Here is a 20,626-nt window from a genome sequence, read left to right on the forward strand (position 1 = left end):
CTCGCACTCCGGCTTGCGCCTTTGTCCGGCGGCCCCGCTTGCTGGCAAAGGATCGTGGATCCGACGCGCTCGGGCGAGCGAACCGGCGCTCAGCGAAGGAGTGCGTCCTGCATGCGGCGGATCTCCAGGAGCCTGGCCTTTGCCTCGAGATAGCCGCGATCGATGGCTTCTCCGGCGCGATGAAATTCCGAAAGGCCGATGTCGTTGAGCCTCGGGTGCAAAGCGAGATCCGGCGGATCGCCGGCAAGCCGCGCGCGGGAAATGCGATCCTGGATGATGTTGAAAGCCTGAACCATGACACTCGTCATTCCGAGACGCGAATTATGGTGCGGTTCCTTCGCCGGGGCGTCGACGGATTCAGCGCCAGCGCTATGCTTGACGACGGCGGAGCGGCCGTAGAGGTCGTAGTTGAGATTGACGGCGACGACGAGCTGCTGTTCGTGCGCGCGGCAGACCGATACCGGCACCGGATTGACGAGGGCGCCATCGATGAGCGTGCGCCCGTTCGCCTTGACCGGTTCGAAAATACCCGGCAGCGCGTAAGAGGCGCGGATCGCGGTGATCAGCGATCCCTTTTCGAGCCACACCTCGTGGCCGCTGTGGACTTCGGTCGCAACAGCGATGAACGGCCTGTCGAGGCTCTCGATGCTCAGCCCCTCCAGATGCTCCTGCATGCGTTTGGTCAGCCTGAGGCCACCGAAGAGACCGCCGCCGCCAATGGCGAAATCGAGCAGTCCTGCGATGCGGCGGACGGTGAGCGAGCGGGCAAAGGTCTCGAGTTCGTCGAGCTTGCCGGCGAGATAGCAGCCGCCGACGAGCGCGCCGATCGAGGTGCCGGCGATCATGCCGACCTCGATGCCCTCCTCGTCAAGCGCTCGCAAGACCCCGATATGAGCCCAGCCGCGCGCAGCGCCGCCGCCCAGGGCGATAGCGATCTTCGGTTTTTGCGGAGGTGGTGCAGGTTCTGGCGGCGTTGTCGAAATCGAAGTTCCGTCCGGTCCGGACAGGTCTGTGATCTGGTTGCTACGCGTAAATGTCCAGTTCAACATCCGGCACCTCCAACACCGCCGAATACTCCGCAGCACGACACATCGATGAAAATGGGCGAGGGTCGCTGTGGCAATTCACCATTGACTTAACTACCCAGGACCAGATTCGATCCTGGACGAATGCAATTTCGCGCGCGTCCCGGGGAGGCCCCGCCAAGCCGGCGCCGGTGCCGGCCTCGTCTGATTTCGCTGAAAGACTGGCACCATTCTTAAGGTATATCATCGATCTCGCCACCGATTGCGGCGTGACCGATAAACATTGGATACAGTGTGCAATACTGTCTGGAACGGTTCCGTTCCCTGTTTGCGCCCATATCCTTGCTTAAGGAATTAGGCGCCCGGTTGGTTTCCAAAGAATAAATATAGCATGCACTCGCGCCAAAAAGATGCGCGATGCTTAATTTTTATCATAGACCTCGGCGGGATCGAAGTGCCTGTGATCGTCGGTGATCGTGGTCACCGCTGCGCCGTCCTTGAGATCGACCGTGCGATAAAAGCAGGAGCGGCGCCCCGTGTGGCAGGTGGCGTCATGGCCGGCGACCGACACCTTCAGCCAGATGGCGTCCTGGTCGCAGTCCGTCCTGATCTCCTTCACCGTCTGCAGGTTGCCGGAGCTTTCGCCCTTCTTCCAGAGGCTGTTGCGCGAGCGGCTGTAATAGTGAGCGACGCCCGTCTCGATCGTCAGCGCCAGAGCCTCGGCATTCATGTGGGCGACCATCAACAGTTCGCCATCCCGCACGTCGGTGACGATGGCGGTGATCAGCCCTTTTTCATCGAAGCGGGGGGTGAAGGCCGGACCGGTTTCCAGTTCGGCCTTGTTTGCGGAGGGTGCGTCGAAGGTGAGCGTCATCTTAAGGCTCCGTCTGTCGGAGCCTTACTTGAAGCCCCTGATCATCGTCATGAACCGCGCCTGCTCGGTCGGCTCCGTCTGGAACGTACCCGTAAATGTGGTGGTGAGCGTTGTCGAGCCTTGCTTCTGCACGCCGCGCATAGCCATGCACATATGCTCGGCCTCGATCATGACCGCGACGCCACGCGGTGCGAGCGACTCGTCGATGGCTCTCGCGATCTGCGCCGTCATCGATTCCTGCGTCTGCAGCCGGCGACCGTAGATGTCGACCACGCGGGCAATCTTGGAAAGACCGAGAACGCGGCCGTTCGGCAGGTAGGCGACATGCGCCTTGCCGATGATCGGCACCATGTGGTGTTCGCAATGCGAGTAGAAGGGGATGTCCTTGACGAGCACCATGTCGTCGTAGCCGGCGACCTCTTCGAAAGTGCGGCCAAGCACGTCTTCCGGCGCCAGATCGTAGCCGCTGAAGAGTTCACGATAGGATTTGGCGACGCGTGAAGGCGTATCGAGAAGCCCTTCGCGTTCCGGGTCTTCACCGGCCCAGCGCAAGAGAACGCGCACGGCTTCCTCGGCTTCCTTCTGGGTCGGGCGGGCGCTCGCATCGTCGAGCACGGGAAAATTCTTCACTATGGCGTCCATAATGGCCTCTTTGAGCAATACGGGATTGCTTGACGTTTTATCTTTCGGACAACTCGCCACTGGCCATTCGCCTAACCCTGCAGGCTTGGGTTCCGTCGGCGGGCTCCGGGGCTTTCGGGTCCTGGCTTAACAGTGCACTGGACCTTCCGGCACGGTTTCCCAAACAACAGGCGACATTGTTCCTCTTGCGGAACTGTCGCCCCAATACGACATAGCATATAGTATGGTGCCACAGAGATGAAAGAGGCGGAGTGTGTCGCGTCGTGCTTTTTTCCTGCCTACCGGAGAAAATCATGCGTCGATCACCCAAAACCGCGAAAAATCAGCCGGATCGCGCCAAATGATCGATGACATTTACAACAACCGAATTCTTGAATTCGCAGGCAATATTCTTCGCATCGGGACGCTTGGCGATGCCGATGCGGACGCAACGGCGCATTCCAAGCTCTGCGGATCTAAGGTGCGTATCTGGCTGAAGATGGACGGTGACATGGTCACCGATTTTGCCCATGACGTGAAGGCCTGCGCCCTTGGTCAGGCCTCGTCCTCGATCATGGCGCGCCATGTCGTCGGCGCGAGTGCTGAGGAAATCCGCACGGCGCGCGAAGACATGCTGGCCATGTTGAAAGCCGACGGCGAAGGGCCTTCGGGGCGCTTCGAGGACATGCGCTTCCTGCGTCCGGTGAAGGACTACAAGGCGCGTCACGCCTCGACGATGCTGACCTTCGATGCGGTCGTCGACGCCATCGAGCAGATCGAGGCGAAGCGACTGCTTGCGGCGGTCTGAGATGTGCGGCGAGCCGGACTGCCGGCACACGCGACGCGATGCGTTCACTGATCAGGCACGCTCAACGCCCCGTGGCCGCAACTGGTCGGGTCCCTTTCGCAAGACGCCGGGCCGGTTGCTGGGCATGGCGTTTATCCGCACCTACCAGCTCACGCTTTCGAGTTTCATCGGCAATGCATGCCGCCACCTGCCGACCTGTTCGGAATTCGGCTACGAGGCGATTGCACGCCACGGCCTCTGGGCCGGCGGCTGGATGACGCTGTTTCGGGTCGCGCGGTGCGGACCCGGCGGTACCCACGGTTTTGATCCGGTGCCCGAGCGCCTTGATGACAGCCTGGCGTGGTACGCGCCGTGGCGCTACTGGCGATCGCGGCCAAAGGCTGGATGAGACCGATGACCATGCCGATGGAGTATCGCCAGGCATCGAAGGATTTCGACCGCTTCATGCTCGATGCGCGCGACACCGCCGGTCTGCAGACGACAAACCAAGCCTACACCATGGTCCAGGCGGTGCTGCAGACCTTCCGGCGGAGGCTCGATCTCGAGGACGCCATCCTGTTTGCCGATGTTCTGCCGCCGGTGCTGCGCGCCGTCTTCGTCGCAGAGTGGGATCTCGAGGAGCCGAGGAGCCCGTTTTCGGGCCGGATCGCGATGACCCGGGAGGTTCAGGAACTGCGTCCGGATCACAACGTTTCGCCGGACAGCGCCATTGCGGACGTTGCCGCCGCCTTGCGGCGAAACGTCGATGAGGAGAAACTCGACCGGGTGCTTGCCCGGTTGCCCGCAGGCGCAGCGGATTTCTGGCGCGCCTGAGCCGAAGGAAATGAGCGGAAAATAGATGAACAGCTACGTCGCCTTGCTCTACAGCATCGTCCTCGGCCCCGGTCGGCGCGTGGTCATGCGTGATCTGAAGCAGATGGCGGAGGGACTGGGCTACCGCTCGCCGCGAACGCTGGTTGCGACCGGAAATCTGGTGTTCGATGCCGGACAAACGTCCATCCGAGACGTCGAAATGCCGCTTGAAGCCGCATTTTCCCAGACGTTTGGCCGGCACGTCGACATAATCGTCCGCTCGGGTGCTGGCTGGCTCAGGCTTGCGGCGTCCAGTCCGTTTCACGACGAAGGCGAGAAGGACGCAACGCAGGTCCATGTCCGGGTCATGCGCGAACCACTGGCCGAAGAGGCGTTGGTGGGGCTTCAGCGCTACTGCGTCGCCGGCGAACGCCTCGCGATCGTCGATGGCGATCTCTGGGTGCATTTTCCGGGCAAGGCCAGCGAATCGAAGCTGCTCGGTGCGATGACGACCAAGCGGCTCGGTATCGGAACCTTCCGCAACTGGAACACCGTCAAGGGTCTCTCTGACATGCTGCGCAGCTGATGCACGTCGCGCAAAAGTGTGCAGCGGTTTTGCGATAACGACATGCGCAACGTCAGGGACCTAAAGCGCGAGAAGCGAATCTGAAAGATCGCGACGCGCTTTGGCGCCGGCGTTGCCTTTACCTTTACTCGCTTTTGAAAACCCTTTATCAGGCCAGCTTCCATTCACCGGCTCTGCCGCCAACCATACCACCCGCATTCGTTGGCGGGACTGGATAGGAGATCAACATGTCGAATCCTGTTTCCCTTACTTTTCCTGATGGCTCGGTCCGCGACTATCCCGCGGGATCGACCGGCCGCGACGTGGCCGAGGCAATCTCGAAGTCGCTTGCCAAGAAGGCTGTCGCGATTGCGCTCGATGGCGAGCTGCGTGATCTTTCCGATCCGGTGACGTCAGGCCGTATCGAGATCGTCGTGCGAGACGACAAGCGCTCGCTCGAGCTCATCCGCCACGATGCCGCGCACGTGATGGCGGAGGCCGTGCAGGAGCTGTGGCCGGGAACGCAGGTGACCATCGGCCCGGTCATCGACAATGGCTTCTACTACGACTTTGCGAAGAACGAGCCCTTCACGCCCGATGACCTGCCGCTGATCGAAAAGCGGATGAAGGAAATCATCGCCCGCAACAAGCCTTTTACCAAGGAAGTCTGGTCTCGCGAAAAGGCCCGCCAGGTCTTTGCCGACAAGGGCGAGGCCTACAAGGTCGAGCTCGTCGATGCGATCCCCGAGGGGCAGGATCTCAAGATCTACTACCAGGGTGACTGGTTCGACCTCTGCCGCGGCCCGCACCTGGCCTCCACCGGCCAGATCGGCACCGCCTTCAAGCTGATGAAGGTGGCCGGCGCCTATTGGCGCGGCGACAGCAACAACGCGATGCTGACCCGCATCTACGGTACCGCCTGGCACAGCCAGGAAGAGCTTGACCAGTACCTGCACGTGCTGGCCGAAGCCGAAAAGCGCGACCATCGCCGCCTCGGCCGCGAAATGGACCTGTTCCATTTCCAGGAAGAGGGCCCCGGCGTCGTCTTCTGGCACGGCAAGGGCTGGCGCATGTTCCAGACGCTGGTCGCATACATGCGCCGCCGGCTCGCCAACACCTACCAGGAAGTCAATGCGCCGCAGGTGCTCGACAAGTCGCTCTGGGAAACCTCGGGCCACTGGGGCTGGTACCGCGACAACATGTTCAAGGTGACGGTTGCCGGTGACGAAACCGACGACGAGCGCGTCTTCGCGCTGAAGCCGATGAACTGCCCGGGCCATATCCAGATCTTCAAGCACGGCCTGAAGTCCTACCGCGAGCTGCCGGTGCGTCTCGCCGAATTCGGCAACGTTCATCGCTACGAACCGTCGGGCGCCCTGCATGGCCTGATGCGCGTGCGCGGCTTTACCCAGGACGACGCGCACGTCTTCTGCACCGACGAGCAGATGGCGGAAGAGTGCCTGCGCATCAACGACCTGATCCTGTCGGTCTACGAAGACTTCGGCTTCAAGGAAGTGGTGGTCAAGCTTTCCACCCGTCCCGACAAGCGTGTCGGTTCCGACGAGCTCTGGGATCGCGCCGAAAGCGTGATGACGGATGTGCTGAAGACGATCGAGGCGCAGTCGGAAGGCCGCATAAAGACCGGCATCCTGCCGGGCGAGGGCGCCTTCTATGGTCCGAAGTTCGAATACACGCTGAAGGACGCGATCGGTCGCGAATGGCAGTGCGGCACGACCCAGGTCGACTTCAACTTGCCGGAACGCTTCGGCGCCTTCTACATCGACAAGGAATCGGAAAAGCGCCAGCCGGTGATGATCCACCGCGCCATCTGTGGCTCGATGGAACGCTTCCTCGGCATCCTGATCGAGAACTTCGCCGGCCACATGCCGCTCTGGGTATCGCCGCTGCAGGTCGTGGTCGCGACGATCACGTCTGAGGCCGATGACTACGGCCGCGAGGTCGCCGAACTTCTGCGCGATGCGGGCCTGACCGTCGAGACGGACTTCCGCAACGAGAAGATCAACTACAAGGTCCGCGAGCACTCGGTGACCAAGGTGCCGGTCATCGTCGTCTGCGGCAAGCGCGAAGCCGAAGAGCGTTCGGTCAACATCCGCCGTCTCGGCTCGCAGGCCCAGACCGCGATGTCGCTCGACGAGGCGATTGCCTCGCTCGCGCTTGAGGCGATGGCGCCGGATCTGAAGCGCAAGCTGGAAAAGAAAGCCCGGGGTTGATCCCCCGGGCGTTTGCTTTGTCAGCAAACTGTCATATTAGCGGAATATCCGGATAAGATCGCATCCATCGGAGATTTCCGTGCAGTTCAAAGAGCTGTCCTACGCCAACGAAAACGACCGGCGCCTCAAGCGCTGGTTCATTCGCTCCATCGAAGGCCTGTCGGGCCGCAACCGCTACGCCAAGCTATACACGCGCTGGCGGTCCGAGATCGTCGGCAAGAGCGACCGGATCTTCGGCGAGATGCTGCAACTGATCGATGTCAAGCTGCGGACCCAGGGCGAATGGCCACCACGGCAGCTGCCCGACACGCCGATCGTCATCATCGCCAATCATCCTTTCGGCATCGGTGACGGCATCGCCGTGCTGGCGCTTGCCGAACAGCTCGGCCGTCCGTTCCGCGTCCTCATCAACAACGAGCTTCTGAAGGTGCCGGAAATGGCGCCTTACTCCTTGCCGGTCTCGTTCGAGGAGACCAAGGAGGCGCTGGCCGTCAACATGGCGACGCGCCACGAGGCCCTGCGGCTACTGAAGGAAGGCGTCACCATCGTGATCTTCCCGGCCGGTGGCGTCGCGACGGCGCCCAAGGGTTTTGGTCGGGCGCAAGATCTGCCGTGGAAGATCTTTCCGGCAAAGCTGATCCAGGCAGCCCGCGCGAGCGTCATCCCGATCTATTTCGAGGGGCAGAACGGTCCGATGTTCCATCTGGCAAGCAAGATCTCGCTGACGCTGAGACTGTCGCTGCTGATCCGCGAATTCCGCCGCCTCTCCGGCACCACGATCGCCGCCCGTATCGGCCGGGTTCTGACACCGGAAGATCTTGGCGTCTGTGGCGACCGCAAGGATCTTCTGGCGCGCATCTACGATGCCGTCTTTTCCATGGCGCCGCCGCGCCGGCGGTTCCTGAAGCGGGCAGGCTGACGCTAAGTCAATTGGTTGCCGCTGGGAAAGTCGCCTAGTCGGCCGCGTCGGAGATCGCGCCCGGGTTCGGGTTGGCGGCGTTGCCGCCGCTGCTGAGAAGAACCTCGACATCGGTGTTGACGCCGGCCTTCACGGTGAAGTCGCGCTCGTAGATCTTGTCCTTGTAACGTGCCACGGCCGAGTAGCTGCCCTCGAGCAGCACCAGTGTCGGGAAGGCACCGTTTTCTTCGTCCACCGTATCGCCGGCAGACGTCAGGATCGTCCAGGCGGTGTTGGCAATGGCCTCGCCGCCGGGCTCGGAGACAAGCTTCAGCGTCAACTTGGCGGCGCGGTGCTGGATCGTCGCTTCCGTCAGCTTGCCGGCTTCGACCTGTATGTCGGCGGCGGTCGACGCATTGGTGGATCCGTAGCTGGAGGTCACGTGATAGGTGCCTGCGCCCAGCCGGACCACCGTGTTCGGTTTGACATCCGACATGATCAACGCCCGTTCGCCGTCGCTCTTGGTGTCGGCCGAATAGACCGAAAAGCTGAGCTCGGCAGGCGGAATGCGCACATCGGTACCGGAAACGGCATTCAGCTTGATGCCGCCGGCGTCAAGGACCAGGACCTGCTTGTCGAGCGTGCCTTCTTCGGGAATGCGGATCTTGCGCGTCGCCGACGCGCGTCCGAAGGACACGTTGACGAAATAGTCGCCGGGCACGAGGTTGAAGGCGGTCGAGCCGCCTTCGGACGTTGCAAGCAGCGGCAGCTTTCCGTCGCTTCCCGGGATCGGGCTGAACACGCGCCAGGTGAGGCCCGCCTCGACAGGACCGCCTTTTTCGACAAGCAAAGCCTCGAGCTTGATGTCCTTCAGGGTGCCGTCGGCGAGTGGGTCCGACGTCATCGGGCTGAAGCCCGTCAGCTTCGGCATCTTGCGCGGACCGGCAATCGACGGAAAGCTCTCGAACGCCTGGGTGGCGTCCTCGGCGCGCACACCCCCCGCAGCAACGGTGGCGACAAGCATCGCGAGACCGGTTCTGAGGAAAATACGAGAGCACCGACGCATGAGAACAGTTGACTTCCTGACTGAGTGACTCCACTTGGGACGCCGATATGGCATTTTCGTGGCTGCCTGTGGGGCGGCAAATTAGTGGAATTCATCGGACATGAAAACCGAAATTAAGCTTGTGGATTACCTGACGTCCCGCCGCTCCATCCCCGCTTTCCAGATGGGAGAACCCGGTCCCGGCAAGGCGGAGGTCGAGGAGATGCTGAAGCTCGCCTCGCGCGTGCCCGACCACGGCAAGCTCGCGCCCTGGCGCTTCATCGTCTATCGCGGCGAGGAGAGGGTGCGCATCAGCGCCAAATTGAAGGCGATGGCGCTGGAAGTGAAGCCTGACCTTTCCGAAGTAATGATCAAGGTCGAGGAAACCCGCCTGTCGCGTGCGCCGGTTGTCGTTGCCGTCGTCAGCACGGCTGCGCCGCACTTCAAGATCCCGGAATGGGAGCAGGTGATGTCGGCCGGTGCCGTCTGCCTCAACCTGCTGATGGCCGCCAACGCGCTTGGCTATGCCTCCAACTGGCTGACGGAGTGGTATGCCTTCGACGAGCGCGCCTATCCGCTGCTGGGCGTCAATCCCGGCGAGAAGGTCGCCGGCTTCATCCACATTGGCACCGCGATGGTCCCGCCGACGGAGCGGCCGCGGCCCGAACTGCATGAGATCGTCACCTGGGTCGGCGAGGGCGCCTGATGTTTTACGATACGGCCTCAAATGGTCACGGCTTGCCGCATGACCCGTTCAAGGCCATCGTCTCGCCGCGGCCGATCGGATGGATCGGCACGCGCGCCTCGGACGGCTCGCTGAACCTTGCGCCCTATTCCTTCTTCAATGCCATCAGCGACCGTCCGAAACTCGTGATGTTTTCGTCGAGCGGCTACAAGGATTCGGTTCGCAACATCGAGGCGACCGGTGCGTTCACCGCCAGCTTCGCCAGCCGCAATCTGGCGGATGCCATCAACAAGACCTCCATTGCCGCGCCCCATGGCGACAGCGAGTTCGCGATCGCGGGGCTGACGCCGGTCGAGGGCACGCTGGTGCAGGCGCCCTTCGTCGGCGAAGCCTTTGCGGCGCTCGAATGCCGGATGACCGAGCTTTTTCAACCAAAGGGTTTGGACGGCGAAGCGTCGGACAATTATGTCGTCATCGGTGAGGTTGTCGGAATTCATATCCGCGAGGAAGCCATCCGCGACGGCCGCTTCGACATGGAAACGGTCAAGCCGCTCGCCCGTCTCGGCTACATGGATTACTGCGACGGCGGCGATGTCTTCCAGATGATCCGCCCGACGCGCTGAGCTAGGCTACGGCGCCACGTCACGCACGACTTACGAAAAGGGCCTGCTCGACCGAACGGCAGATGACCGAGGCAAAGCCATTGTCCCGGGCCGTCGACAGTGCCCAGGTCGTTGCGGCTTCATTGTTGCCGGCAGTCAGGACCTCATAGGCAGGAATACCGGCTGCGGCCGCCTTGAGGACGACGCTCGCCCGGCCGGCGAGAACAGGCGCTGCGACGCGATGGAACGCGGCATTGGACGGCATTTTGCAGCCGACTGCCTCAGCCAGCGCTTCGCCGTTGAAGATCAGACCTGCAAGCCGCGTCGATGAGCCGGTGAGCGGATGCGGCGCCGAAATACCTTCCGGCGACCCGCCAAATTCCGCCAGAATGCGGGTGCAACCGGAAGGCAGGCCGTGGGCTGCCTCTGCGACCTGCAGCATCACGTCCAACTCTTGAATGTCGGCGCGGCCCCGGCAGGACGACAGCACGATGCCGCTGGTTCCTGTTTCAAGCAGGCGGTTCAGCGTCTCTTCCGTGACCTTTTTGACCGGCTCGACACGCGCAAAGAGCGCAAGATCCCGGTCATGCCGCGGGGTGATTTCAAGCGCTGTCCCGGCACTGTTGCCGATGTCGAGGATCACACCGGCCAAGGATGCGCGAGAAAACGTCTCGAGACCGACAGGCGGGCCATCGATCGCCAGCATCGGCATCTTGGTTTGGAGGCGGTTAACAGACATGGTGAACCAATCTTAAACCTTTGCCCGCTAGGCTCTGAACATCGGTGGGCATTGGCGTGGTCTAGTGGGGCGTAGGTGATCATACAAGCATTTCTTCGCTGGGTGGAAACGGCGAGAACGGGCGAACGCATGCGAGCTGCAAATGCGCTCGGTCGCGCCTATGTCGATGCCCAGATGAACGGTCTCGATCGCCGCGCCGCCGAAATGGCGATGACCTTCCTTCTGGACGATCCTTCGCCGAAGGTGCGCCAGGCGCTCGCCGAAGCGCTCTCAGGCAGCTCGTCCGTCCCGCGCGCCATCATCCTCGGCCTTGCCGGCGATCAGCCGGAAATCGCCTATCTTGTCATTTCGCGTTCACCTGTCCTCACCGATGACGACCTGGTCGACCTTGCCGCGCGTGGCACGCTCGAGACCCGCGCGCTGATTGCCGCGCGCGCATTCGTTTCGCGCGCGGTCGCCGCCGCAATCGCTGAAATCGGCGGCGAGGAAGAGGTCCTGATCCTGCTTGAAAACGCCGGCGCCCAGCTGTCGCGCCGGTCGCTGAAGCGCATCGCCGACCGTCTCGGCTCCTCCGCAACGGTCCGCGATCTCCTGCTCGACCGTACCGATCTGCCGAGCGAGGCGCGGCACGCGCTTGTCGAAGAGGTGGGGGCAGCCCTTTCCGCCTTCGGCCTCGTGCAGAGGGCGATCGGCACAAGTCGGGTCGAACGCATCACACGGGAAGCCTGCGACGTTGCCGCCATCGGCATGGCCGGTGCGGTGTCCGTTGACGAGTTGCCCGGCCTTGTCGCCCATCTGCGCGATACCGGTCGCCTGACGCCGGCGTTCCTGTTGCATTCGCTAGTTACCGGCCGAGCCGAGTTTTTCTCGGCGGCCATCGTCGATCTCTCCGGCGTCACCGAGAAGCGGGTTCGCTCGATCCTGTCGGGTGGGCGCATCCATTCCATCCGCGCCCTGTTCGAGAGTGCCGGCCTCGGGCGCGACGTCAGCGAAGCTTTCGCCGAGGCGGTCCTGCTCTGGCGCAAGGGCGGGACGTCGGGCACGGACGATTGCCGGGCCTCCGTCTGCGCCGCGCTCCTTGCAAGCCTGCGCAACCAGAAGACACCGTCGCCAGCGTGCAATGCCATGGCCGAAATACTCGAGCGATTGGCCTTCGCCGAACAGCGGCAGTCGGCCCGCGACTATGCTCAGCTGGCCGCACGGCAGGCGGCATAGTCGACGCGCCGGAGCCGGAACCGCCGAGGTTGTTGCCGACGTCGCGAGACGTAGTCGGCTTCGTTGCGGCGGTGCAGAGAGCGAGCTCGGCGAGTGAGAGCGTGAACGCATGAAGTCCAAATGACCTGACATTGTCCTCGTCACCGGTATCGGCGGCTTTGTCGCACGACACGTCGCCGTCACGCTGCTGCGACATGGCTAGGATGTGCGCGGCACCGTGCGTTCGCTGGTGCGCACACACGAGATCGAGCAAGCGATCCGCGGAGCCGGTGGAACAGAGGCCGGCCAGTTGGCATTCACGGTCGCCGATCTCCTTCGCGACGAGGGCTGGGCAGAGGCGCTTTCCGGCGCAGCCTATGTCATGCACACGGCATCACCCTTTCCGGCAAGCCTGCCGCGTGAGGAAGCCGACCTCATCGAGCCGGCACGAAACGGGACGCTGCGGGTGTTGAAGGCGGCGCGCGCCGCGGCCGTTCGCCGGGTCGTGTTGACGTCCTCGGTCGCAGCCGTGATCTATGGCGACGGCATCGCACCGTTCACCGAGGAAAACTGGAGCGATCCGGGTTCGCCACTGTCCACGCCCTATTACCGCTCCAAGACCTTGGCCGAACGCGCTGCATGGGATTTCGCACGCGAAAGCGGGCTCGAGCTGGCCGTGATCAATCCCGGCATGATTCTCGGTCCGCTGCTCGGCGGTGACGTCGGAACCTCGGTTGGCGTGGTGCGCAATCTCCTGCGCGGCAAATATCCGGCTTTGCCGAAATACAGCATTCCCGTTGCTGATGTGCGCGATGTCGCAGACGCCCATCTCAGCGCCATGACCGTCGCAGAGGCGGCAGGCGAGCGATTTCTGATCGGTGGAGCGGCGATGTCACTTGCCGAGATCTCGGCCGTGTTGCGCAGGGACTTCCCGGCCTATGCCGGAAAACTGCCTAGGTTCATTCTGCCGAACTGGCTCGCTGCGATCGCTGCGCGTTTCGATCCCGGGCTGCGTCTGATCGTTCGGGAGCTTGGCCGGGATTCCGCGATCTCCAACGCCAAGGCTCGTCGCATTCTGGGCTGGGTACCCAGATCGGAGGAAGCCGCAATCAAGGCGAGCGCCGAAAGCCTGATTGCCGCCGGTCTCGTGTGACGCCTCAGTCCGTGAACCGTCGTGCCACCCAGGAATAACCGTCTTCGATGTAATGCACCGGCGCGGTGACGATGGTTTTGAGCTTCTCGCGATCGGGAATTGCGCCCGACAGGAATGCCATCGTCCGCTTTGGCAGGTTCGGCTCTGGCTCCGGTGCCTGCTCGGGCGCCTGGATCGCCTGCGAACCGGCCGGCGGCGGTGCGGTCACGGCGAGGTCCGCCGGTGCGGAGCTTTCACAGACCGCCACCACGACCGGGTAGTTGGCATTCGAGAATCTCGGCAGTTGGCCGTGCGAGGCTGTGTCGCACTGCGCAATCGATGGCCAACTGCCGTTGACGGTCGAGATATACTGGCATTGGTTCACATCGTGGTCGCAACCGAGAATGGTCATGACAATCATTGCCGCTTTCATGGTGATCCTCTGCGCGATCGAGCTTGTGGCACTGGCAACCTATGCCTGTGTGATTCTTCCGAAATTAGGGCGAAGTGGCAGACGACGATGAAGATCGTGTGCGGATATCGTGAAGATCGATGTGACGGCGTTGCATTGCATCAACGTTGCGTCATTTGACGTATTGGTCAGACGTTGCGCTACCGATAGTCTCCGGCCCGCAAACGCCTGAACCGAGAAGGACATTCGAGTGCCCGCCGTCACCATAAGCCTGGAACCGCCCAGCCAAACCGCCGTCATTCGCCTGCTGGAACTGTCCGACGCCTATGCCGCCTCGCTCTATCCGGCCGAAAGCAACCACATGGTCGACCTGGCGAGCCTGGAACAGCCCGAGGTGTCGTTCTTTGTGGCGCGACGCGACGACGACGTGGTCGGTTGTTGCGCCCTGGTGGAGGCGGGCGACGGAACCGCCGAGATCAAGCGCATGTTCGTCGATCCGGAGGCGAGGGGGCTGAAGGTTGGAAAGCTGTTGCTCGAGGCGCTGGAGGCGCGGGCAAGGCAGCTTGGGTGTCAGGCCGTTCGCCTTGAAACCGGCATCTATCAACCGGAAGCGATCGGGCTCTACAGGAGGGCCGGATATGTCGAGCGGCCGCCGTTCGGCAGCTACCAGCCCGACCCGCTCAGCCTTTTCATGGAGAAGGCCATTCGCGCATCGGCGTAATCCGATGGTGACATTCCTCAAGAGCACCCGGAACGGAAAACGGCGGCCTTCGTGCCGCCGTTTCGATTGCGATGTGCCGACAATCTGGCACGCCGAACAGGCTGCGTGGACGCGCCGGTCAGATGTCCAGATTATCAGCAAACACGGCGCGCTCCTGGATGAATCGGAAGCGTGCGTCGGCCTTCGTGCCCATCAGATTGTCGACCGCTTCGCGCGTGCCCTCGAAGTCGACGTCGTCGATCTCGACTTTCAGCAGCGTGCGGAACTTCGGATCCATCGTCGTTTCCTTGAGCTGCGCCGGCAGCATCTCGCCGAGGCCCTTGAAACGGCCGATCTCGACCTTGCCGCGGCCGGAAAACTCGGTGCGCATCAATTCTTCGCGGTGCGCGTCGTCACGGGCATAGAGCGTCTTTGAGCCCTGGCTGATGCGGTAGAGCGGCGGCACGGCGAGATAGAGATGGCCGCCGCGGATCAGCTCGGGCATCTCCTGGTAGAAGAAGGTGATCAGCAGCGAGGCGATATGCGCGCCGTCGACGTCGGCGTCGGTCATGACGACGATGCGCTCGTAGCGCAGATCCTCCTCGCGGTACTTGCTGCGGGTGCCGCAGCCGAGCGCCTGGATGAGGTCGGTGATCTGCTGGTTGGCGCTGAGCTTTTCTCGGCCAGCACTCGCCACGTTGAGGATCTTGCCGCGCAAAGGCAGGATCGCCTGGTTGGCGCGGTTGCGCGCCTGCTTGGCCGAGCCGCCGGCCGAGTCCCCTTCGACGATGAAGAGTTCAGCACCTTCTGCGGTGTTCTGCGAGCAATCGGCAAGCTTGCCGGGCAGGCGCAGCTTGCGCACGGCCGTCTTGCGATTGACTTCCTTTTCCTTGCGCCGGCGCACCCGCTCCTCGGCGCGTTCGACCACCCAGTCGAGCAACTTGTCGGCTTCGGCCGGGTTGTCTGTCAGGTAGTGGTCGAAGGGGTCGCGCAGCGCATTTTCGACGATGCGTTGTGCCTCGACGGTCGCAAGCTTGTCCTTAGTCTGGCCGACGAATTCCGGTTCGCGGATGAACACCGACAGCATGCCGGCGGCCGAGATCATCACGTCATCGGTGGTGATGAGTGCCGCCCGCTTGTTCTGCTTCAGCTCGGCATAGTTCTTCAGGCCCTTGGTCAGCGCGATGCGGAAACCCGCCTCGTGCGTGCCGCCTTCAGGGGTCGGGATGGTGTTGCAATAGGAGTGGACCTGCTGGTCGCCGCCGTACCAGGTGACCGCCCATTCGAGCGAGCCGTGGCCATTCGACTTCTCGGACTTGCCGGCGAAGATCTCGCGGGTGACGGTGAATTCCTTGCCGAGCGTTGCCGCGAGATAGTCCTTGAGGCCGCCGGGGAAGTGGAAGACCGCCCTGTCAGGGATTTCCGAGCCTTCAGCCAGCAGCGACGGATCGCAGGACCAACGGATCTCGACGCCGCCGAAGAGATAGGCCTTCGAGCGCGCCATGCGGAACAGACGGCCGGGCTCGAAACGCGCATGCGGCCCGAAGATATCCGGGTCCGGATGGAAACGGACGCGGGTGCCGCGACGGTTGTGCACGTCGCCGAGTTCTTCAAGGCCACCCTGGGGGATGCCGCGCGAGAAGCGCTGCCGGTAGAGTTTACGGTTGCGGGCGACCTCGACTTCGAGCGAGTCCGAAAGCGCGTTGACGACAGAGACACCCACGCCGTGCAGACCGCCTGAGGTCTCATAGGCCTTGCCGTCGAACTTGCCGCCGGCGTGCAGCACGGTCATGACCACTTCGAGCGAAGACTTGCCGGGGAATTTCGGATGGTTCTCGACCGGGATGCCGCGGCCGTTGTCGGTGACCGTCAGGAAGCCTTCGGCATCGAGGTTGACCTCGATGAAGTTTGCGTGGCCGGCCACGGCCTCGTCCATCGAGTTGTCGATGACTTCGGCAAACAGGTGATGCAGCGCCTTTTCGTCGGTGCCGCCGATATACATGCCTGGACGACGTCGGACAGGCTCCAGGCCTTCAAGCACCTCGATCGCCGAAGCATCATAGTCGCTGCCGTCGCTGCCTTTGGGGGCAGGGCGCGGCTCTTCGCGCGCGACAGGCGCCGCTGGCACGGCCGGCTTGGCGCTCGGCTGTACGGGCTTTGGTTGCTCGGGCATTGAGAAGAGGTCGCTGTTGTCGTCCATGGGGCCGTTCGGGTCGTTCCTGTCATCCGGGAATGCCGAAGGCCATAGCAAGACCTCGGCTTTGCCGCCATCCCTCGGCGGTCGAATCACCTGAATTCTGCCAGAGTCTTGCCGAAAGCGCGAACAAAAGGAGAATTCCGTCGGCGACAACAGGTGAAATACCGGCTCCGCCGCTTTGGTGTTGGCCGAGTGTTGCTTTGCTGTCCGGGCGATGGCAAGGCTTGCGGCGAAAGAGGGAGCCCGTCCTTGGCCGTGTCCACAGTTGTTTTTCCATTTCGCCGGTCTTTGATGGCGCTCGCCCTGGTCTTCGTCGCCTTGCCCGGGCAGGCGTTTGTCGCCTTGCCCGCGCAGGCAGAGATGCTGAAGCCCTACAAGGACGAGCTTTTTTCCTATGGCAAGGTGCTCGGCCAGGCGGACGGTGGCGACGATCTAACCGTCGATTACCAGGAATTGCGCGATATCAACGAGCGGGACGAAATTCCCGAGCGCCGCGTCAATCGGGCCTATGTGTCGCTTGGCGTCAAGAGCGAGCAGGTCAACGAGACGCTCGATATCGGCGGGCGACGGCTCGACGTTACCCGGGTCGGTCCGGATCGGGGCGCCGCCTTCACGGTCATCTTCATCCACGGCCGCGGCGGCGACCGGCGGCTCGGCGCCAACGATTTTTCCTTCGGCGGCAATTTCAACCGACTGAAGAACCTCGCCGTCGCCAATGGCGGCGTCTATTACGCCCCAAGTGTGCGGTCCTTCGATACGGCGGGCGCGGGCGATATCTCCGGCCTGGTCAACTACGCTTCCGAACGCTCGGGCGGCCGTCCGGTGGTGCTTGCGTGCGCTTCGATGGGCAGCTTCATCTGCTGGGGCGTCTCGCGCGACGCAACGGCAGTCGCAGCGCTCGGCGGCATGATGGTGATGGGCGGCGTCAGCGACCCTGATTTCACCAAGAGCGCTGCCTACAAGGCGAAGCTGCCGATGTTCTTCAGCCATGGCAGCCGCGACAGCGTCTATCCCGCCGACAGCCAGAAGGCACTCTACACGGCGCTCAAGTCCAAGGGGTATCCGGCTCGCTTCGTGCTGTTTGAGACCGGCGCGCATGGGACGCCTGTTCGCATGACCGACTGGCGCGACGCCCTGAACTGGATCGGCCGGCGCTAAGATCCCTTCTGTCGCTCGTCATTTGTTAACCAGCCCGGCAATTTCCGGGCAGAGCGCGTGGCCGCGTTTCCACTCTGGAAAGTTGAAGTCGTGATGATACCCGGCAACTATGGCTGGGATGGATTTCATGGACGCGCGCACCGAGACACGGCACATACCGCTGTGTGTGGACCTCGACGGCACCTTGCTGGCGGCCGACACCTTGTGGGAAGGCGCTGCGATCCTTCTTCTGCGCAACCCGCTGATGCTGTTTCCCATGCTGTTCTGGCTTGCCAAGGGCAAGGCGAGGCTGAAGCACGAAGTGGCCCTGCGGTCAGGACGTCGGGCTGAGGACTGGCCCTATCGTCAGGCCGTTGTCGAGCGGCTTCGCACGGAAAAAGCTGCGGGCCGGGAGCTTGTTCTCGTCACCGGCGCGGCACCTTCGGTCGCGCGGGATGTCGCCGATCACGTCGGGCTGTTCTCAAGCGTCATGCATTCGACCGACGCGCTCAATCTGACGAGCAGTCGCAAACGCCAGGCGCTGGTCGACCGTTTCGGCGACGGCGCCTTTGACTACATGGGCAACAGCCGCGACGACATTGCCGTCTTCGAGGCGGCGCGGCGCGCGATCGTGGTTGCGCCGGACGCGGCCGCGGAGAAATGGCGCCGCAATCACGATGCCGAGCGCCTGGACACCGGCAAGGTGAGCAGGCTGGCGCCGCTCAAATCCATCCGCGTGCATCAGTGGGCGAAAAACGTGCTGATCGGCGTGCCGATGATCCTCAATCACGAGGTCTTGCACGTCGACGCGATCGTCAGCGTCGTCATCGCCTTCTTCGCCTTCAGCTTCCTCGCCTCTGCCGTCTACGTGATCAACGACCTCTCGGATCTGGCCAACGATCGCCAGCATGCCAAGAAGCGCCACAGGCCGCTTGCAAGCGGACAGATGTCGGTGCCGACGGGACTGGTTCTCGCCGTCTGCCTGACCCTCGCGTCGGTGTCTCTGACATTGCTGCTGCCCTGGAAGTTTGCCGGCGTGCTGGCGTTTTACGCCTGTGCGACGACGGCCTACACCTTCGTTCTGAAGCGCAAGCTGCTGGTGGACGTGTTCACGCTTGCCGGCCTCTACACCACGCGCATCGTTGCCGGTGCGGCTGCCACCGGTACGGAGCTTTCCTTCTGGCTGGTGTCCTTCGCGATCTTCTTCTTCCTGAGCCTCGCGCTGGTGAAGCGCTATGTCGAGCTGCACGAGTTCGACGACAAGGACGGCGGCAATGTCCCCGGTCGCGGTTATCTCGCCGTGGATTTCGAGATGGTGGGGCAGGCGGGCGTCGCCTCCGCTTTCACTTCGGCGCTGGTCCTTGCGCTCTATGTGCACAGCAAGGAGCTGCAGGAAATGTACACGACACCCTGGGCGCTGTGGCCGCTTTGCCCTCTGGTGCTCTATATGCTCCTGCGCATCTGGATGCTCGCGCGTCGCGGCATGCTGCACGAAGACCCGGTTGTCTTCATCATGCGCGACTGGCGCAGCCAGCTGACCATGCTGGTCGGCGCGCTTCTGATCCTGTTTGGAGCCATCGGGCCGCAATGACGTTTGAAGACCATGAAAGCTGGGGCCGCCTCGACAAGCGTGCGCGGCCGTCGATCCTGCCTGACGATTACGAAGACCGCATGGGGCAGCTGGAAGCCGGGGGCTTCCTTCCCTTCGGCAACGGCCGCAGTTACGGTGACAGCTGCCACAACGATCAGGGCAGGCTGATCGAAAGCCGCAGGCACGGCCGCATCATTGCTTTCGATCCCGGCACCGGCATGATGACCTGCGAGGCGGGCGCGACGCTGCGCACGGTCCTTGAACGGGCGATCGAACATCGCTTCTTCCTGCCGGTGACCCCAGGCACAGCCTTCGTCACGGTCGGCGGTGCGCTTGCCAACGACGTGCACGGCAAGAACCATCACGCCCGTGGCACCTTCGGCAATCACGTGGCGGGCTTCACCCTGTTGCGCTCGACCGGGGAAAGGCTCACCTGCTCGCCGGTCGAAAATCCGGAACTCTACGCCGCAACAATCGGCGGCATGGGGCTCACCGGACTGATCCTGACCGTGGATCTGCGACTGATGAAGGTACCGTCGCCGCATGTGCAGCAGCACGCCATCCGTTTCGAAAACCTCGACCGCTATTTCGCCCTCGTCGACGGCATCGATGCCGAGCACGAGTATTCCGTCGCCTGGATCGACCAGCTTGCGACCGGATCGCGCATGGGCAGGGGCGTGCTTCTGGCGGGCGACCATGCCGACGGTTCCTGCGAGTTTCCCGATATCCCCAAGGGACTGAAGCTCTCGGTGCCGTTTGCGCCACCCTTCAACCTGTTGAACCGGGCAACGCTGAAGGTCTTCAATGAGCACTATTTCCGCAAGGTGAAGCCCGGCGAGACGGTGAGCACTGTTCCCTGGACATCCTATTTCTACCCGTTGGACGCGATCGGCGCCTGGAACAGGCTCTATGGTCCGCGCGGGCTCTACCAGCACCAGAGCGTCTATCCGGCGGACAACGCGCCCGAGATTACGGCCAGGCTGATGGAAACCGCCAGGCAGGCTGGCCATGCCTCGTTTCTGACGATCCTGAAGCGGTTTGGCGACATCGGCTCGCGCGGCATCCTGTCGTTCCCGCGTCCTGGTTTTACTTTGACTCTCGACTTTGCAAATCAAGGTGAACGGACAGTAAAGCTGCTCGATGCCCTCGATCGCATTGTTGTTGCGGCCGGCGGCGCGGTCAATCCATACAAGGATGCCCGAATGAGCCCGCAAGTCTTTGAAAAATCTTTCTCTTCCTGGAGAAGGCTGGAGGCGCATCGCGACCCCGCGCTTGTCTCGAACTTCTGGAAGCGCACGGCTCTGGCTTTGCCAGAATGAGAATGCAGACAATTTTATTCAAATAAATATTCAAACTTCACGGAAAATCCGTCTCTTGC

21 protein-coding genes are annotated in these 20,626 nt (G+C 62.7%); 14 read left to right on the forward strand and 7 right to left on the reverse strand.

The features are described from left to right. Window positions 1-89: 89 nt before the first annotated feature. From VGO12_RS09945 to folE, 3 genes are all read right to left on the reverse strand, one after another. Window positions 90-1,049, reverse strand: a complete 960-nt coding sequence (locus tag VGO12_RS09945) for a patatin-like phospholipase family protein (RefSeq protein WP_327512578.1) — start codon at window positions 1,047-1,049, stop codon at window positions 90-92. A gap of 397 nt (window positions 1,050-1,446) precedes the next feature. Continuing rightward, window positions 1,447-1,899, reverse strand: coding sequence for a phosphoribosyl-AMP cyclohydrolase (hisI, locus tag VGO12_RS09950; protein WP_327512579.1), 453 nt, complete (start codon window positions 1,897-1,899; stop codon window positions 1,447-1,449). A 24-nt stretch (window positions 1,900-1,923) separates the two neighbouring features. Then, window positions 1,924-2,541: a GTP cyclohydrolase I FolE gene (gene folE / locus VGO12_RS09955; RefSeq protein WP_327512580.1), complete on the reverse strand. Its 618-nt coding sequence runs from the start codon at window positions 2,539-2,541 to the stop codon at window positions 1,924-1,926. A 340-nt stretch (window positions 2,542-2,881) separates the two neighbouring features. Between folE and VGO12_RS09960 the strand changes: the two genes are divergently transcribed. From VGO12_RS09960 to VGO12_RS09985, 6 genes are all read left to right on the forward strand, one after another. Further along, window positions 2,882-3,328, forward strand: coding sequence for an iron-sulfur cluster assembly scaffold protein (locus VGO12_RS09960; protein ID WP_327512581.1), 447 nt, complete (start codon window positions 2,882-2,884; stop codon window positions 3,326-3,328). Between the two features lies 1 nt (window position 3,329). After that, window positions 3,330-3,716: a membrane protein insertion efficiency factor YidD gene (yidD, locus tag VGO12_RS09965; protein WP_327512582.1), complete on the forward strand. Its 387-nt coding sequence runs from the start codon at window positions 3,330-3,332 to the stop codon at window positions 3,714-3,716. Then, window positions 3,713-4,141, forward strand: coding sequence for a DUF2267 domain-containing protein (locus VGO12_RS09970; protein ID WP_327512629.1), 429 nt, complete (start codon window positions 3,713-3,715; stop codon window positions 4,139-4,141). Before yidD ends, VGO12_RS09970 begins: the two co-directional genes overlap by 4 nt. Window positions 4,142-4,166: 25 nt before the next feature. After that, complete coding sequence (locus VGO12_RS09975; RefSeq protein WP_327512583.1) at window positions 4,167-4,706, forward strand: DUF1697 domain-containing protein; 540 nt, start codon at window positions 4,167-4,169, stop codon at window positions 4,704-4,706. 227 nt (window positions 4,707-4,933) lie between these two features. After that, the gene (gene thrS / locus VGO12_RS09980; RefSeq protein ID WP_327512584.1) at window positions 4,934-6,916 is read left to right on the forward strand and encodes a threonine--tRNA ligase; all 1,983 of its coding nucleotides are present in this window, start codon (window positions 4,934-4,936) and stop codon (window positions 6,914-6,916) included. A 79-nt stretch (window positions 6,917-6,995) separates the two neighbouring features. After that, a complete protein-coding gene (locus VGO12_RS09985; RefSeq protein WP_327512585.1) occupies window positions 6,996-7,835 on the forward strand; it encodes a lysophospholipid acyltransferase family protein in 840 nt (279 codons plus the stop codon). A 34-nt stretch (window positions 7,836-7,869) separates the two neighbouring features. Here VGO12_RS09985 and VGO12_RS09990 read toward each other — a convergent pair whose 3' ends face one another. After that, on the reverse strand, window positions 7,870-8,880 hold the full coding sequence (locus tag VGO12_RS09990) for a hypothetical protein (protein ID WP_327512586.1): 1,011 nt from the start codon (window positions 8,878-8,880) through the stop codon (window positions 7,870-7,872). 100 nt (window positions 8,881-8,980) lie between these two features. On the opposite strand from VGO12_RS09990, the gene VGO12_RS09995 reads away from it, so the two are divergent. Both VGO12_RS09995 and VGO12_RS10000 read left to right on the forward strand, forming a co-directional pair. After that, window positions 8,981-9,565 carry a nitroreductase gene (locus VGO12_RS09995; RefSeq protein ID WP_327512587.1) on the forward strand — a complete coding sequence of 195 codons (585 nt, stop codon included), beginning with the start codon at window positions 8,981-8,983 and terminating at the stop codon, window positions 9,563-9,565. Then, window positions 9,565-10,167, forward strand: a complete 603-nt coding sequence (locus VGO12_RS10000) for a flavin reductase family protein (RefSeq protein WP_327512588.1) — start codon at window positions 9,565-9,567, stop codon at window positions 10,165-10,167. The genes VGO12_RS09995 and VGO12_RS10000 overlap by 1 nt, the downstream gene beginning before the upstream one ends. Before the next feature lie 19 nt (window positions 10,168-10,186). On the opposite strand, the gene VGO12_RS10005 is transcribed toward VGO12_RS10000, so the two are convergent. Further along, a complete protein-coding gene (locus VGO12_RS10005) occupies window positions 10,187-10,885 on the reverse strand; it encodes an aldolase (protein ID WP_327512589.1) in 699 nt (232 codons plus the stop codon). 75 nt (window positions 10,886-10,960) lie between these two features. Between VGO12_RS10005 and VGO12_RS10010 the strand changes: the two genes are divergently transcribed. Both VGO12_RS10010 and VGO12_RS10015 read left to right on the forward strand, forming a co-directional pair. Next, window positions 10,961-12,100: a DUF2336 domain-containing protein gene (locus VGO12_RS10010; RefSeq protein WP_327512590.1), complete on the forward strand. Its 1,140-nt coding sequence runs from the start codon at window positions 10,961-10,963 to the stop codon at window positions 12,098-12,100. A 217-nt stretch (window positions 12,101-12,317) separates the two neighbouring features. Beyond that, complete coding sequence (locus VGO12_RS10015) at window positions 12,318-13,232, forward strand: NAD-dependent epimerase/dehydratase family protein (RefSeq protein ID WP_327512591.1); 915 nt, start codon at window positions 12,318-12,320, stop codon at window positions 13,230-13,232. Between the two features lie 4 nt (window positions 13,233-13,236). On the opposite strand, the gene VGO12_RS10020 is transcribed toward VGO12_RS10015, so the two are convergent. Next, a complete protein-coding gene (locus tag VGO12_RS10020) occupies window positions 13,237-13,644 on the reverse strand; it encodes a hypothetical protein (RefSeq protein WP_327512592.1) in 408 nt (135 codons plus the stop codon). Window positions 13,645-13,873: 229 nt separating this feature from the next. Here VGO12_RS10020 and VGO12_RS10025 point away from each other — a divergent pair, with 229 nt between their 5' ends. Beyond that, window positions 13,874-14,344: a GNAT family N-acetyltransferase gene (locus VGO12_RS10025; protein WP_327512593.1), complete on the forward strand. Its 471-nt coding sequence runs from the start codon at window positions 13,874-13,876 to the stop codon at window positions 14,342-14,344. A gap of 118 nt (window positions 14,345-14,462) precedes the next feature. Here VGO12_RS10025 and parE read toward each other — a convergent pair whose 3' ends face one another. Then, complete coding sequence (gene parE, locus VGO12_RS10030; protein WP_327512594.1) at window positions 14,463-16,523, reverse strand: DNA topoisomerase IV subunit B; 2,061 nt, start codon at window positions 16,521-16,523, stop codon at window positions 14,463-14,465. 288 nt (window positions 16,524-16,811) lie between these two features. Between parE and VGO12_RS10035 the strand changes: the two genes are divergently transcribed. The 3 genes from VGO12_RS10035 to VGO12_RS10045 all read left to right on the forward strand — a co-directional run bounded on the left by VGO12_RS10035 (window position 16,812) and on the right by VGO12_RS10045 (window position 20,567). Continuing rightward, window positions 16,812-17,678, forward strand: coding sequence for an alpha/beta hydrolase (locus tag VGO12_RS10035; RefSeq protein WP_327512595.1), 867 nt, complete (start codon window positions 16,812-16,814; stop codon window positions 17,676-17,678). Between the two features lie 127 nt (window positions 17,679-17,805). Then, window positions 17,806-19,248 (forward strand): UbiA family prenyltransferase, encoded by a 1,443-nt coding sequence (locus VGO12_RS10040; protein WP_327512596.1) that lies wholly within the window; start codon window positions 17,806-17,808, stop codon window positions 19,246-19,248. Continuing rightward, window positions 19,245-20,567 (forward strand): FAD-binding oxidoreductase, encoded by a 1,323-nt coding sequence (locus VGO12_RS10045; protein WP_327512597.1) that lies wholly within the window; start codon window positions 19,245-19,247, stop codon window positions 20,565-20,567. Before VGO12_RS10040 ends, VGO12_RS10045 begins: the two co-directional genes overlap by 4 nt. The last annotated feature ends 59 nt before the right edge of the window (window positions 20,568-20,626 follow it).

This window comes from Ensifer sp., from assembly GCF_035999135.1.
In the GTDB taxonomy this organism is placed as follows: domain Bacteria; phylum Pseudomonadota; class Alphaproteobacteria; order Rhizobiales; family Rhizobiaceae; genus Ensifer.